Origin of the sequence: Brevefilum fermentans (assembly GCF_900184705.1) — a bacterium.
Taxonomy (GTDB): domain Bacteria; phylum Chloroflexota; class Anaerolineae; order Anaerolineales; family Anaerolineaceae; genus Brevifilum; species Brevifilum fermentans.
Genome location: NZ_LT859958.1, coordinates 2,414,701 through 2,429,809, shown reverse-complemented (window position 1 = coordinate 2,429,809; position 15,109 = coordinate 2,414,701). Strand labels below are relative to the sequence as shown.

Below are 15,109 nucleotides of genomic sequence, written 5' to 3'. Positions count from 1 at the left end.
ATGCATTCACAAAAACCGTTATGGGATTTTTATTGAATAATTGGGAGGAAGACCTCAAAGTAAATCGCTTGATATTTTAAAAATAAAGTTTGATTTTCTGATAAAGCTGAAGTTATTATGTAAATCTGCGAGCCGAGGGAAATCAGCACAGGTTTGAAAACGGGCTCTGTCATATCTGTTGGGATTGAACGCCAACCTGATTCTGTGTATTGATACAACAGGGGGAAATCAGCGACTGCTTCTGAGGCTTGCGCTCCGCCAAAAATAAAAATGACTTCGCCACTGCTTTCCACCCCAAAGCCATACCTGGCTTCCGGTAGGTCCACGAACTCCTCCCAGGGATTTTCCCCCTCAAAATCCCGTGACGGGTAAAAGCCCACCGCCTCGGTGAGCGCACCACCGTCATTCCTGCCACCGATGACGACAATCTTATCCGTCAAAGCCACTGCACCGTGATCCTGGCGAGGGGAGCCCATACGCGTCAACTCTCTCCACGCATCCGTTGCTGGATTGTACACATACACGGTGTCAAGGGCTTGTTCCCCATCCCAGCCGCCAAACAAATACATCTGACCTTCGAAATCTGCCAATGCATACGCGCTGACCGGCTGCGGCAGCCGTGCACCCGTTGACCACGTGTCTCGCCGGGGGTCGTAAATCTCCAGGATATCGGTCGGTGCTCCATCCGAACGCCTGCCGCCGGGGACGTAAATCTTCTCGCCGATCAGCACGCCGTGCACATCCGCCACGGGGAGGGGCTTTTCGCTCAGTTGTGTCCAGTGGTCTGTCTCAGGCGTGTAACGAAAGACGCTGCCGCTGATGCCTTCGGGCCCTTCACCGGCGATGGCATAGATCTCGCCGTCATAAGCCGCAGTCGCCATGCCAGCGCGAGCGACGGGCATCGGCGCCAGTTCCTGCCAGCGCTCAGTCAAGGCAGCCAACGGCTGGGCTTCAGTGTCAGGCGGTCGGAACAGGATGACCAGCGTGAGGATGATTAAGACCATCACCAGCGCGGCGGCGGGGATGATCCACCAGACGTGTTTACGCAGCAGTTCCGCCCGGGTGGGCGGAATGACTTCGACAGCCTCAGCCCCGCCTGGAACGTCGATGATGCCGTGTTCGATGCCGTACATGGTCGCTTCGGTGCGTGAGGCCGCGCCCGTCTTCTCATAGATGTTGCTGAGGTGCACCTTGACCGTGTTGGGGCTGATGGTCAGAAGATGGGCAATTTCGCCGTTGGTGAGACCTTTGGCTACTAATCTGAGGATCTCAATTTCGCGCGCACTGAGTTGATGCTGGTCGGCCATATATACCAATCGATAAGATCTGTAATAGATCAAATTATACTGGAATATCCAGTGTTTCGCTCATGCCCCCAGGGCTGCAAGGTCGGCGGTCACCATCATCTCGATCAACCCTTCAAAATCAACCTGCGGAAGCCAACCTAAATCTGCGATGGTTTGGCTGGGGTCGGCCAGTAAGGGGAAGCGTTCTGTCGGACGGAAGAAAGCAGGATCTTCAACAACATAGTTGCGGTAATCCAGGTTAGCAACCTCAAACGCGATTCGACAAAAATCCCGCACGGTATGCAGTTGACCTGTGCCAACCACGTAATCCACCGGTTGATCTTGTTGGAGCATCAGCCACATTGCCTGCACATAATCGCCGGCAAAGCCCCAATCTCGCTGGGCATCCAGGTTGCCCAGGCGCAATTCCGTTGCTAATCCCAGCTTAATTTGCGCCACCCCATGGGTGATCTTACGGGTGACAAAGTCCAGGCCGCGCCGCGGGCTCTCGTGGTTATACAGCACGCCCGAAACGGCAAACAAACCCTGCCGCTGGCGGTAATTCTGGGTGATCAGATGCCCGTACACCTTGGCGACCCCGTAGGGGTTGCGCGGGTTGAGGTGGGTGGTCAAGGTCTGGGGGGATTCATCTGCATCGCCAAAAATCTCACTGGTGGAGGCTTGATAAAAACGCGACGCGGGCGTCACCTGGCGCATACAGTCCAGTAAACGGGTCACGCCCAGGGCGGTCGATTCGGCGGTCAGCACCGCCTGTGACCAGGAGAGCTGTACATTGGACTGCCCGCCCAGGTTATAGACCTCATCGGGACGATAGGCGTCAAAGATCGCGTATAGCGAGCCTTGATCCAACAAATCGCCATGGGCCAGTTCAATTTGATCCTGGATGTGTTCGATGCGACTGTAATCGATGGTGCTTGTCCGGCGAACCATGCCCACGACGCGATAGCCTTTGGCGAGCAGGAACTCCGCCAGGTACGAGCCGTCCTGCCCGGTGATCCCGGTGATTAATGCGGTTTTCAAAAGCTGTGCTCCTTTAAAAAAACAGTTCTTCAGTGTTAAGAACTTACAAAGTTGATTATACCAATTTGGAGAATACTGAGTGGACGGTTCGGAAGCAGGAATCAGGAAACAGGTATCAGGAATCAGGTATCAGGATTGATTAAGTAATGTTGCTTCGGATACGATTCCTAACCTCTTATTCCTTTTATCCTTTACAAATCCCCCTAAATTAGATACAATTTATCGTAAACCGGGACGAAAACGGAAAGAGAGAGAACAATCCCATGCAGATAACCCGACAGGCTGATTATGCCCTCAGAGCGATGCTGTACCTCGCCAGGCACGAGCAAACCAGGAGCAAGCCCAATTGGAAGCCAGCCACCACCAGCAAAATTGCAGAGGAAAAACTGATTCCATCGTCCTTCCTGGCGAAGATTATCTCTCAACTCTCGATTGCGCGCCTGGTTAACACCATACGCGGTGCCAGCGGCGGGGTCATACTGGCTCGTGATCCAGAAAACATCTCACTGTTGGATGTGGTTGAAGCCATTGATGGCCCAATCACACTGTGTGAGTGTACGAAGGACGCTTCCTTGTGCTCTTTTGGGAGCAACTGCCCCCTTCACGAAGTGTGGTGCGAAACACAGAATGAACTGGTTGAAAAGCTGAGGAGCGTCTCCTTAGCCTATTTAACTGCGCGCGAAGAAGTCTTAACGGGTTAAATTCACTCACTGCCATCTGCTTCATTGCTATCAGCCCGCTCAATAGCCAGGGGGTCTTATAAATTGCATTTTTGCCAAGTTTTCAGCACGATTTCTCTTTATTTTTTAATTTTGATCATTATAACCCTGTACAAAAAACGATTAATGAATTAACATTGTATTAAGCGTACTTTTTTAGTATCAACTGGGTTAAGTAATTATGGATTTAACTCTGATTCTCCTTTTTCTGATCATTGCGATTGGCATCACTTTCTTATTATTTATCCTTTTCTACAGGGCTGAAAAGGATAATGAAACCTCAAATCCCAAAGCAGAGCATGAATCCAATGATCAAGAACCTCTTCTGGAAATCGAGCTGATCCCCTCCCCTGAGGATGCCGCCAACAGCGATGCAATTGAACCTTCAAACCTCGAACCTGGGCATGCCAGCGCTCACAAATACCAGGGCACCTTGCATGGGATTGAGGCGAAAAAAGATCAAGATGCTTGGCTCTCTACTTCCGCAGAGGAACCCGAAGTGCGAATGATCAAGGAAAAGCAAACGGGTACCTATCATGTGAGCTCTTTTGCTGACGATTCATCTGAATTAAAGGATTCAGTTCCCCAATCGGTGGCGCCAGACTTTTTCCCAAAATCATATGCAGCGGATGGCAATCCATATTGTCCGTATTGTGGTGCACCGATAAAACCTGGTGACAAATTTTGCGTCTACTGCGGTCACGCCCTATAACAGTACCCACATCCCAAGCCTTGCAATATAATTGAACCATCATGGCAAGAATGACTTTTCCGCCGGAGTTGCTTCGGATTGATGTTCATGGCCTGGTAAAACGCTATCATCGCCATCCTGTGTTAAATCAATTATCGTTGACCATTAATCGCGGTGATTTTTGCCTGCTGGTGGGTGACAATGGCGTCGGTAAAACCACCCTCTTACGCACTCTGGCTGGGTTGGTGCGCCCCAGCCAGGGTGCAGTGACCCTTTACGGTGCAGATGGGCCGAGCAATCCCCTGGTGCGCAGGGAAATTGGCTATGTAGGTCATCAACCCATGGTTTATCAGGACCTGAGCGCGTATGAAAACCTGCTTCACAGTGCACGTCTCTACCCGTTGGAAAATCGTGAGGCAAGAATCTCACAGGCTCTGCAGGCTCTCGGTTTAGTCGCACATCAGCATCAGCCCGTGCGCACCCTGTCTCGCGGCTTGCTGCAGCGCCTGTCACTCGCCCGCGCCACATTGCACCAACCTTCCATCCTGCTGTTTGACGAACCCTACACCAGCCTGGACCAGGAAGCCGCCGGCTTTCTCGATCGATTCCTGCAAAATTGGCACCGCCCGGACCGTATTATCCTGCTGGCAGCCCACCGTCCGCAGCGCCTGCTGACGCTCGCCTCGCATGTGGCCTGGCTCAAAGATGGACGCATCGACGTGCATATCCCCGTTTCCGCGCTGGCTGAATCGCCTGAACTGAACAGCTATCTGGGGGAGGTGACATGAAAGCGATCGGCGCTTACCTGGGCGTGGTGTGGCAGATTTTGCGTAAGGATATCCAGGTTGAGTGGCGCGGTCGCCAGGGTCTGCCCGTCATGTTAATGTTTGCGTTGATGATCGTGTTCCTGTTCAACTTCGCCCTGCAACTCGCACCGGATGTGCAGGCTGGGCTGACCTCCGGGCTGTTGTGGGTCTCCCTGGCTTTTGCCTCCACACTGGGGTTAAATCGCAGCATCAGCCTGGAGCGTGAAAACAACGCCCTGGATGGCTTATTGCTGGCGCCGGTCGATCGCTCGGCCATCTTTTTTGGCAAGACCCTGGGAAACTTCTGCTTCACAACCCTGGTGGGATTGCTGCTGTTGCCAGTGTTCAGCCTGTTTTATGGGCAGAACTTGCTGCGCGCCCCCTTGTTTCTGGTCATGCTTTTAGGATTAGCCGCCTACACCAGCCTGGGAACCCTGCTATCTGCGCTCAGCATTCAGGCGCGCACACGTGATGTGCTGCTGCCTGTGCTGCTCTACCCGCTGGCGCTGCCGATCCTGATCGCTGCTGTGGAAGCCAGCCGCGGTGTGCTCGCCGAACAACCGCTGTCTGAGATGTCGAGCTGGATCTACCTGCTGCTGGCAGGGGTATTGATCTTCAACGCTGCCGGTTTGTTATTTTTTGAAACCATCCTGGAGGATTGAGATGCCAAAAAAACCCGTCGCCCTGGTGGTTCTGGATCTTCTCTCGCTGATCCTGGTGCCCCTCGCGATGCTGATCATCATCGTTTATACGCCGGTTGAAGTTGTGATGGGCCCGGTACAAAAGGTGTTTTACTTTCACATCTCCGCCGCCTGGGCTGGAATGGTATGCTTTATTCTCGGGGCAGTGGGCGGCGCCGGTTACTTGTTGACGCGCCGCATCCGCTGGGATTGGCTTTCTTCTGCAGCCATTGAAGTTGGCCTGGTGTTCTCCATCATTGCCATCTTCAGCGGGATGATCTGGGCGCGCCCGATCTGGAACACGTGGTGGGTGTGGGACCCGCGATTGACCACAACCGCGATCATGACGCTGATTTACCTGGCGTATTTTATCCTGCGCGCCGGGGTGAGCACGCCGGAAGCCCAGGCGCGCCTGGGAGCTGTTTTCGCCATACTGGCGGCGTTAACTGTCCCGCTGACCTTTTTCTCCATTCGGCTATTCCGCACCATCCACCCGGTGGTGATCGCGCCCGCTGACAGGACAGGTGGCGCCTTCAGTATGTCACCCCGCATGTTAAACACCCTGCTGCTCAGTCTGCTGGTTTTCACGGTTTTGCTGGTCGACCTGGTCTGGCGCCGTGTGCGCTTGGCACAATTAGAGTTTGAAATGACCCGGGAGGTAGAATAAGATGCCCGCCAACACCCTCACTGAAATGATCCTTGGTTTTTCCATCATCCTCGGCACCCTGGCGATTTATGCCTTCACGTTGATCCTGCGCACCCGCCATGCGAGGAAAAAGCTTGATCAAAAGAACCGCGATTGACCCTCCCCCCAAGATGCTAATAATTATCCAATAATTTGTTAACGATCTTCTATGACTGATTCAGTATCTTCATAGTGATAAAGAAAAAGAAATTGGAGGATGGATTATGTCAAAAATTATTGGTATTGACCTGGGAACAACAAACAGCGTTGTTTCTGTGGTTGAAGGCGGCACAGCAACCGTCATCTCCACCGCAGAAGGTTCACGACTGCTTCCATCAGTAGTTGCCTTTAATAAACAAGGCGAGCGCCTGGTCGGCATCCCCGCCAAACGCCAGGCGGTTGTAAACCCGGAAAATACGATATCATCGATCAAACGCTTTATGGGTCGCCGTTACGATGAAGTTAAATCCGAACGTGAAATGGTACCCTTCAAGGTGGTCAGCGGGCCCACGGGCGATGCGCGCGTGAATATCCCGATCACTGGCAAGACCTATACACCGCAGGAAATCTCGGCGATGATCCTCGCCAAACTGAAGACGGACGCAGAAGCCTATTTAGGTCAACCTGTGACAAAGGCGGTGATCACTGTACCTGCATACTTCAACGACAGCCAGCGCCAAGCCACCAAGGACGCCGGTAAGATTGCCGGTTTAGAAGTGATGCGCATCATCAACGAACCCACCGCCTCAGCCCTGACCTACGGGCTGGACAAAAAAGAAAGCGAGATCATCCTCGTCTTTGACCTGGGCGGCGGAACCTTTGACGTATCGCTGCTTGAAGTCGGCGAAGGCGTGATTGAAGTCAAAGCCACTAACGGCGATACACACCTGGGTGGCGATGACTGGGATGAAGTCGTTGTGAACTGGGCAGCGGATGAATTTAAACGCGAGCAGGGTATTGACCTGCGCGAAGACCGCCAGGCATTGCAACGTTTGCGCGAGGCAGCCGAAAAGGCGAAAATTGAATTAAGCTCTGTAATGGAAACGGAAATCAATTTGCCCTATGTGACCGCTGACGCTTCCGGACCGAAGCATCTGCTGTTGAAATTAAACCGGGCTAAACTTGAACAAATGACCGCCCACCTGGTTGAGCGCGCGAAGGGACCCTTCAACGCTGCTCTCAAAGACGCCAACCTCAAGGTCGGGCAGATTGATGAAGTCGTCCTCGTCGGCGGCGCAACCCGCATGCCGATGATCCAGGACCTGGTGCGTGATCTGACTGGCGGAAAAGAGCCCAACAAGGGCGTCAACCCCGATGAAGTGGTGTCGATGGGCGCAGCCATCCAGGGCGGCGTTCTGGCTGGCGATGTGAAAGACGTCCTCCTGCTGGATGTGACGCCCCTTTCCCTGGGCGTGGAAACCCTTGGCAGGGTGATGACCACCCTGATTGAGCGCAATACCACTATCCCGGTCAAAAAGACCGAGGTATTCTCTACCGCTGAGGATAGCCAGACATCGGTTGATATCCATGTCCTGCAGGGCGAGCGACCGATGGCCAGCGACAATATGAGCCTGGGACGCTTCCGCCTGGACGGCATCCCGCCGGCGCCGCGCGGTATCCCGCAGATTGAGGTCACCTTTGATATCGACGCCAACGGCATCCTGAACGTCACTGCAAAAGACAAAGCCAGTGGAAAAGAACAGAAGATCACCATCACCGCATCGACCAACTTGGATAAATCCGATATCGATAAGATGGTTTCCGATGCTGCCAAACACCGCGCAGAAGATGAGCAGCGTAAAGCCCTGATCGAAATGCGCAATCAAGGCGATCAACTGGCTTACCAGGCAGAAAAACTGCTGAGGGATATGGGCGAGAAGGTCACCGCCGAGCAACGCGCCAACGTGGAAAGCAAAGTCAACGACCTGCGCGAAGCCATCCAGGGTGAGGATAAAGCCCGCATCCAGAGCTTGATTGATACCTTGCAAACTGACTTGCAGGCCATCGGAGAAGCAGCCTACCAGCACACGGATGCTGGCGCTGCGGCACCTCAACCGCCTGAGCATGACGCCCACCCGAATGACGAAGACGTCGTCGAAGGCGAATTCAGAGAAGCCTAAAGAGGTGGGTTGGCTTAGTCGATAAGGCGCTGGTAGACCAAAAAAGAGAAAGGCTGCTCCTGATGGGGCAGCCTTTTTAAAAATTAAACCTTGTCCCTGGATACCCGTTTAAGTTTCCCATTGTTAAAAACTATAGGGGCGATCTCCAACTGGCGTAGAGTTTACTCCCGCATGTTGACTTCATCGATGATTGAGCTGGCAAGGTTGTTCAGAGTTTGTACTCTTTCCTGATCCAGGTTGCTGGAGCTTGTCTTCCAGTAAAAGTTCAGCAGTTCGAGGGCGCTGAGCTGGCTGGCTGTGCGCCCTTCTGGCAGGCGCCCCCGGGTCTCAAAGCGGGGGCGTTTTACGAGGTGAAATTCAAACGCGCCTGCTGTTAACTCCCGCAACTGATTGTCGTCAATCAGGGGTTCCCAGGCACGCGGGTACTCGATCACCATGCGCACAATTGCATCCTGCAACTCATCTGGGGGTGGAAGGTGACTCTGAAGGGTCTGGTTGATGGCCTGGTCTGTTTCAAGTCGGACATGGAGGTCGATAAAGGGGCGGATGTTTTTCAATTCCTGCCAGGTGACCCTGGTGTTCTGTTTGTTGACCTCCGCCAGGACATAGTATTTCCGGTCAGCAACTTCGCCAAAATCCACCCGTTCGATGGAGCCCGGGTAGATCACCGGCGGGTGGGCATCTTTATTCAAATCCTGTGCTTTATGGATATGCCCGAGGGCGACATAATCAAACCTTGGATTTTTCACCAGTGCATATGGCAGTACCAGGTCCTTGCCCAACATCACCGTGCGCTCTGCGCCATACAGGGCGCCTTCAACCGAGGCATGCGCAGTCAGGATGATTGGCAGGTCAGGATCTGCTGCATCCAGCCAGTCCTCAATTAATTCAGCCAGGTGGGCATTAAACGCAGCATAGATCTGACCAGGTTCTACACTGCCGGGATCCAGCATGGACATCATCGACGAGCGGGAGATCCAGGGAAAGGCGATGATTTGAACGGGCAGGCCTTCCAGGTCAGCTGGCGTGAGAAATTGGGGCTGATGCACCACATGCACGTGAGGCACTTCCAGGGTGTCAAACTCCTGGATGGCGTGGGCACGGCCCGTCGCCGGAGAAATATCGTGATTCCCGGTTAATAAAAGCGTTGGAATGCCCGCCCGTGAAAGCTGCATAATGCGCTTTCCCCATTCACGTTGGAAGGTTGGTGCGGGCGAACGGTCTTTGTAGGTGTCCCCTGCGAAAATGACCAGGTCGACTTTTTCAGCGAGAGCGAATTGGATAATTTCGTCCAGGGATTTTAAAAAATCCATCACCCGCAGGGGAAGCCCTGATTCAGGGTCATGCCTTCCAAAGTTGGCCATGTCGATGTGGGCATCAGCAAAGTGGAGAATCTTGATCATAAAGCTAAATATTATCTTTCAAGCCTGGCGCCGCGGCGGATGCAGAGGCGTCGGCATTTGGTTGGGTCTGGTCAGTGAATGCAACCCCGTGATGGGATCAGTTGGTATCCTGGTTTTTGCGCTCTTTGGCGAGCCTGCGCTCAAGGCGCTTTTCATCCAATAGCTTTAATTTTTGTGCCTGGATGGCTGTATTGATCATGAAGTACAGAAACAAAATCAAAGCCACGGCGCCGGTCACCAGGGTGAATAAACTCGTCTCGCCCACCCAGCGGAGTTTGAAAGTGACTTCACCGCTGAAGAAGATGATGGTGTTGAGAATGATCGCCAGCACGCGAAATTCAGTAGGTCCGATATAGGCGTTGGTAATGTTGAAAATGCCGGTTACGTAGGTGATCAGGTAGACCATGATTGAAACCAGCAAATAACTGATCACAGCCAGGCTGGCAACCTGCAGGTCAACATAGGGAGAGAGGCCCAGCCCGAGGAAAATGAGCAAGATGCTGATGGCGTCAACCCAGTGATCGATCAGGAAGCCATAACGCGGACGCTCAATTTTCCGATAGCGCGCCAGGGTGCCGTCCAGGCTATCGCCAAACCAGTTGAGGAGGAAGCCCAGGTTGGCTAACCACAGGTAGTTGGGGCTGATGTTGGTGAGGGCGTAACTGACGAAAATCAGCACAGACGCACCGACCCCAATCCAGGTGAGAATATCGGGGGTTACCCAGGCAGGCATATGCGCTGCCAGCCAGCGCAGGGCGGGGCGCTCGAGAAACCCCAGCAAAATTTTATTTTCTCTTTTATGCTTTTCAACGTTTGACATTGTTTCCCTTTCTGTTTAAACACCGAGAAATTGCGGCCAAACCGGGTAGAACATCGCCCACTGCTGGGGATACTTTTTGATCAGTTCTTCTGCAACATGAAGGACTTTGTGAACATTGGACAGCGTTTCTGTTTCAAGGTCATCGTGAGGTTCCATCCAGATGGGCTCCGAACCTTCCAGGTAATATTTTCCATCTGGCAGGTAAGCAGCGGCAAACACATAAACCGGCACCCTGGCTTCCAGGGCCATGCGAACATAGGCAACAGGGAGCGATGTTTTATAGCCAAAGAAACTGGGTTGATATTTTTCTTGAAAAGTCTTTTCAAGAGGGCGGTCAAGACCGGTCAACACGCTACCCCCATCTCGCAAGCGCTGTCGGGCTTGTCTGAAGGCGCTCAGACTCATGGGCGTGACGATGATCCCTTCCCTCTGCCGCAGTTCATTTTGCCAACGATAAGTGGTTACAGGATTCGGGAAGGATAGCACCTGTAGTTTCACATTGTGGATGGCCAGTGCATAGCCCATCAGGTCGAAGTTGCTGATATGGGGGCAGACGATCATGCAGGGTTCATGATTTGCAATGCGTTTGATAGTTGCCTCTGCTTCAGGACTGAAACGCACGATTTCGGTCAATTTTTCTGGCCGGGAGAGGAAATAAAAATAATCGAAAAAACATTTTGCAATTGACCGAAAAACCACCCGGGGATATCGATTTAAGTCTTTCCTGGTCAACTGCTGGTTGTGGATCACCCATTGATTGGCTCGAATGGCTTTGATCGGATTCAGTGACTTCAGGCTGCCCAGGATCGTTCCAATCAGGCTGGCGATTAATAAGCCTACTCTCCGAGGCAAAATCAGCCCCAGCAAGACCAGAATCTGAAATAAGAAAGGCAGGCGTTTAAACTCGCTGTATTTCATCTTTTAAAGAGATCCGTAATAAAAAATTACTTCTTCTAAGTGTCAGTAATGATTATTTTTTAGTATTTTACTTCATTTAATTAAACCGAGCTGGTTTATCAAAATAAATATTAATTCTCTCTGATCGACTGATTAACCATTTAAGAGCTTCATTTTTCAAATCATTCACCCGCCGCAGACGATTAAAAACGCGTTCCTGTGGTATATTTCCATTCGTCAGTCGTCTTATCGCTTTTTGCCAGCGCAAACCCAATTTGCTTTGAGAGGCGGCTAACCGGCGGAACAAATATGAAGATCGTCAGTATCAGCGCTTCAACCATTCCCTCCAATACAGCGAACAGCATCCAGGTCGTCAAGACGACCCAGGCTTTAGCTGCTTTGGGCCATCAGGTGACCTTGCTCGTGCCGGGTGAAAGATCTACACCTGCGGAGGATCTTCAGGTGCATTATGGCTTGCAGCAAGCCCTGGATATTCTCTGGATCTCTGAAAACCAGGTTTGGAAACGTTATGATTTTGCCATCAAAGCCGTGCACAGGGCTCGGAAGATGGGAGCCGATGTGGTTTACACCTGGATGCTGCAAACGGCGGTGTTGGCGCTGTGGCTAAAAATTCCCACAATTCTTGAGATGCATGACCGGGTCAAAGGCAGGCTTGGACCGTGGTTATTCCGACGTTTTTGCGGATCAAAAACGCGTCGACGATTGTTGCCCATTACCCACGCGCTCAGCCAGGTGTTGATGGAGGACTTTAGCTTCAGCCCCTCTGCAGTGAATCTCCAGGTCGCGCCTATGGGCGTTGATTTGGAACGGTACCAGGGTTTGCCTGCATCATCGCAAGCGCGCCAGTCACTGGGCTTGCCCGATAAGTTCACAGCCGGGTATGCTGGGCATTTTTATGCCGGGCGCGGGATGGAATTGTTGTTCAAGTTGGCGCAGACCATGCCGCAGGTGCATTTCCTGTGGGTTGGTGGTGAGGCAGGCGATGTTGAATACTGGAAACACAGGGTTCAATCCACAGGGATCACCAACATCACCCTGACCGGGTTTGTGAACAACCAGGTCCTTCCACAATATCAGGCCGCGGCTGACGTGCTCCTGATGCCCTACGGTCGGCAAATTGCTGGAAGCAGCGGTGGGGATACAGCCAAAATTGCCAGCCCGATGAAAATGTTTGAGTATATGGCAACAGGTCGGGCGATCATCAGCAGCGACCTGCCAGTGATCCACGAGGTGCTGGATGATACGATGGCGGTGTTTTGCCCGCCTGAAGACCTGCAAGCCTGGAGCGAAGCACTCTCAAAGCTTCAGGGCGACCCCTCTGTTTGCCGTGCTTTGGGCGACGCTGCCAGGGCTGCTATTGGGTCCTACACCTGGCAAGCCCGGGCTGAACGGGCTTTGGAGGGATTGATTTAATCCGGATTTGTGGTGAAATTGTGAGCATGCTTGATCCGTCGAATAAAAGCGCAGGCAGCCGATGTTTGAGCGAAAAGAAAAATACCAAATAATTGTTCCACTGGGAGTCATTCTTTCCGCCAGCCTGGGGTTGGGCGCTCTGATTCAGACGATTTTACCCCGAGGCAATTTCTGGCCGGGATTAATGTCAATCGCAGGTATGCTATTTATGGTCAGCATCGCCCTGTTTTTTACCTGGAAGAAAGCCGGCGCGGGAAAGATGCTGGCCTGGATGCTGTTTTTAGCTTTTTTCTTGCGGATCGCATTCGGTGTATTTCTGGCCTGGGGCTTGCCACGCTTTGGCTATGAAGAAGACGTCCAGCAGGCAGGTTATGTCTTTGAAGACGCTTACCGCCGTGATGGCGATGCCTGGGCGTTGGCTCGTTCCGATCAGCCTTTACTCGGGGCATTCAGTGATGAATACGAGGTCGATCAATACGGCGGACTGCTGGCATTAAGTGGGTTCGTTTACCGTTATATCAGTCCGGATGAGCATCGACCGATTTTGATTGTGCTCCTGGCGGCTGGCGCTATGGCATTGAGTGTTCCGTTCTTGATATCGGGTTTAAAACGTAAAATCAGTCCCCGGGCTGCGATTTGGGCAGGCTGGATTATGGTTCTGTACCCTGAGCTCATCTTGTTAGCTGCATCGCAAATGCGGGAACCTTTTATCATCCTGATGTTTTCGGCGATGTTGTGGTCAGGAACGCATTGGATTGAGCGATCGAACCAGAAGACAGCCGCCATTGTTTTTTTATTGAGTGCGATCAGCTTGTTCTTGTTCTCCTTCAGGGTTGCGGTTCCGATCACCGGGGTTGTGCTGTTGTGGGCGTGGGTGATCAAATCACCCGAAGTGGAAAAGAAATGGGTCAAAGGAGCGGTTTGGGCTGTTGTGGGGGTCGGCGTACTGGCTGTATCCTGGTACCTCATCGATTGGGTGAAAAATTTTCTCAGTTGGGACGTTTATGTGACAGTCTTACGGTCGGGAATGATCCAGGCTCAACTCGAGAAATTGCCGGAATGGGTGGTTTTTCCCTTTATCCTGGTTTATGGGGTGTTTCAGCCGGTTTTACCCGCAGCGATCGCTGCGCCAGCTCCCTGGATTTGGTGGGGGTTGGCAATTTTTCGTTCAGTGGGGTGGTACGCAATGTTGCCCCTCCTGGTGTACGCCTCAGTGCGCGCCTGGCGATTGGAGCCTTCACAAAGACGACGGCTGATCCGCCTGATGGCGATTGTGGTTTGGGCATGGATCTTAATCGCCTCAGCCCGCGCCGGCGGCAACCAGTGGGACAATCCACGCTACCGCACCATTTTCCTGCCTTTGATGGCGGCTTTGGGCGCCTGGGCAGTCCATTTTGCGCAAGAAACAAAGGACAGATGGCTGCGGCGCGGCCTGTTGATTGAGGTGATCTTCCTTGGCTTCTTTACCTCATGGTATATCGGACGATACTACAAAGCTATTCCGACCATTAATTTCTGGTTTATGGTCGGAAGCATCGTATTTCTTAGTCTTTTGATTATTGTTGGCGGAATAATTTGTGATTCCAAACGTATAAAACCATCTGTTTTTGGTACGAATAGGGATTGAACACGATAGTGCAATCGTGTTTGACTCATTCCGGTGAAACCGACCGACCAATCTTGTTACTTGATTTCAGAACCTCTCAAAAACAGCTGGTCTGCTCCGGAATCGTGGTCGAAGACCTCAGGATTGCGCCTCGCATTATCGATATTTCACTGCCTGACCTTGATGATATCTAATAAAGCGGTGTAAAAGAGTTGATGGTATCGTCAATCGGGCGTTATCTAATAAATGTTTGAGAAACCGACGAAAATCGCTTTCAGTTACGACCTGCTCGTGACAGTTGGATATAATCGACAGGCGATTGCAAATCAGGTCAATTTCTGTTAAATAACTCACTACCTAAAGGCTATCTTGACGGGTGAGGAAGGGGGATTATAATTCATGAGTTGAAATATGATCAAGTTAAATAATAATCGCAACGATTTTTGTGACCTAGCTTTGTTAGAGCGGGTAAACGCTGACCCTGATATCTCGCAGTCGGACTTAGCACAGGATTTGAGCATTGCGATTGGCACGGTCAACAGGCGCCTGCAGCAGCTGGTTAAAAACGACTTTATTCAGGTCGAACGCACGCACCGCCGCAAATTACGTTATACGCTTACCCCAAAAGGGCGCACTTTGTACAGGACGTTAACTCAGGCGTATATCAAGCAGTCTTTTGACGTCTACCGGCAGGTGCGCCAGCAGGTCAAGGATGTGTTGAAGGCGGTAACAGATGCCGGTATCACCACAGTGCGCCTGAATGGAGAGGGTGATGTTCGTGATGTCTGCCGGCTGACTTGCCTGGAGTATCATGTTAAAATTACGAATGACCCTGATGCCCCAGAAATTGTGGTCGACGGTCTGGATATCAGGATAGAATGAAGAGCACTTGCACAATGAGATTGGCATAGAAGGTATGGA

General features: G+C 52.1%; 15 protein-coding genes. 10 read left to right on the top strand and 5 right to left on the bottom strand.

The genetic code is table 11. The features are described 5' to 3' along the window. Positions 1–29: 29 nt before the first annotated feature. Both CFX1CAM_RS10655 and CFX1CAM_RS10650 read right to left on the bottom strand, forming a co-directional pair. Complete coding sequence (locus CFX1CAM_RS10655; protein WP_087863017.1) at positions 30–1,307, bottom strand: Kelch repeat-containing protein; 1,278 nt, start codon at positions 1,305–1,307, stop codon at positions 30–32. Between the two features lie 60 nt (positions 1,308–1,367). Continuing rightward, on the bottom strand, positions 1,368–2,327 hold the full coding sequence (locus CFX1CAM_RS10650) for a GDP-mannose 4,6-dehydratase (RefSeq protein WP_087863016.1): 960 nt from the start codon (positions 2,325–2,327) through the stop codon (positions 1,368–1,370). 263 nt (positions 2,328–2,590) lie between these two features. Here CFX1CAM_RS10650 and CFX1CAM_RS10645 point away from each other — a divergent pair, with 263 nt between their 5' ends. From CFX1CAM_RS10645 to dnaK, 7 genes are all read left to right on the top strand, one after another. Then, entirely contained in the window at positions 2,591–3,028 is a 438-nt protein-coding gene (locus CFX1CAM_RS10645) for an RrF2 family transcriptional regulator (RefSeq protein ID WP_087863015.1), read from the top strand. 199 nt (positions 3,029–3,227) lie between these two features. Then, a complete protein-coding gene (locus CFX1CAM_RS10640; protein WP_087863013.1) occupies positions 3,228–3,758 on the top strand; it encodes a zinc ribbon domain-containing protein in 531 nt (176 codons plus the stop codon). 41 nt (positions 3,759–3,799) lie between these two features. Continuing rightward, positions 3,800–4,525: a heme ABC exporter ATP-binding protein CcmA gene (gene ccmA, locus CFX1CAM_RS10635; RefSeq protein WP_087863012.1), complete on the top strand. Its 726-nt coding sequence runs from the start codon at positions 3,800–3,802 to the stop codon at positions 4,523–4,525. Then, positions 4,522–5,205 carry a heme exporter protein CcmB gene (locus CFX1CAM_RS10630; RefSeq protein ID WP_087863011.1) on the top strand — a complete coding sequence of 228 codons (684 nt, stop codon included), beginning with the start codon at positions 4,522–4,524 and terminating at the stop codon, positions 5,203–5,205. Before ccmA ends, CFX1CAM_RS10630 begins: the two co-directional genes overlap by 4 nt. A gap of 1 nt (position 5,206) precedes the next feature. Continuing rightward, positions 5,207–5,890 (top strand): cytochrome c biogenesis protein, encoded by a 684-nt coding sequence (locus CFX1CAM_RS10625; protein WP_087863009.1) that lies wholly within the window; start codon positions 5,207–5,209, stop codon positions 5,888–5,890. Position 5,891: 1 nt separating this feature from the next. After that, positions 5,892–6,026: a hypothetical protein gene (locus CFX1CAM_RS11700; RefSeq protein WP_269457035.1), complete on the top strand. Its 135-nt coding sequence runs from the start codon at positions 5,892–5,894 to the stop codon at positions 6,024–6,026. 106 nt (positions 6,027–6,132) lie between these two features. Continuing rightward, positions 6,133–8,028: a molecular chaperone DnaK gene (dnaK, locus tag CFX1CAM_RS10620; protein ID WP_087863007.1), complete on the top strand. Its 1,896-nt coding sequence runs from the start codon at positions 6,133–6,135 to the stop codon at positions 8,026–8,028. Between the two features lie 161 nt (positions 8,029–8,189). Here the strand turns inward: dnaK and CFX1CAM_RS10615 are convergent, their stop codons facing one another. The 3 genes from CFX1CAM_RS10615 to CFX1CAM_RS10605 form a co-directional block, all read right to left on the bottom strand. Next, entirely contained in the window at positions 8,190–9,431 is a 1,242-nt protein-coding gene (locus tag CFX1CAM_RS10615; protein WP_087863006.1) for a metallophosphoesterase family protein, read from the bottom strand. Between the two features lie 97 nt (positions 9,432–9,528). Further along, on the bottom strand, positions 9,529–10,251 hold the full coding sequence (locus CFX1CAM_RS10610) for a CDP-alcohol phosphatidyltransferase family protein (protein WP_087863005.1): 723 nt from the start codon (positions 10,249–10,251) through the stop codon (positions 9,529–9,531). 15 nt (positions 10,252–10,266) lie between these two features. Continuing rightward, a complete protein-coding gene (locus CFX1CAM_RS10605) occupies positions 10,267–11,169 on the bottom strand; it encodes a lysophospholipid acyltransferase family protein (RefSeq protein WP_087863004.1) in 903 nt (300 codons plus the stop codon). A 288-nt stretch (positions 11,170–11,457) separates the two neighbouring features. On the opposite strand from CFX1CAM_RS10605, the gene CFX1CAM_RS10600 reads away from it, so the two are divergent. From CFX1CAM_RS10600 to CFX1CAM_RS10590, 3 genes are all read left to right on the top strand, one after another. Then, a complete protein-coding gene (locus CFX1CAM_RS10600; protein WP_087863002.1) occupies positions 11,458–12,582 on the top strand; it encodes a glycosyltransferase in 1,125 nt (374 codons plus the stop codon). Between the two features lie 61 nt (positions 12,583–12,643). Further along, the gene (locus CFX1CAM_RS10595; protein WP_087863001.1) at positions 12,644–14,209 is read left to right on the top strand and encodes a hypothetical protein; all 1,566 of its coding nucleotides are present in this window, start codon (positions 12,644–12,646) and stop codon (positions 14,207–14,209) included. Positions 14,210–14,599: 390 nt separating this feature from the next. After that, positions 14,600–15,070, top strand: coding sequence for a MarR family winged helix-turn-helix transcriptional regulator (locus CFX1CAM_RS10590; RefSeq protein ID WP_087863000.1), 471 nt, complete (start codon positions 14,600–14,602; stop codon positions 15,068–15,070). Positions 15,071–15,109 lie beyond the last annotated feature (39 nt).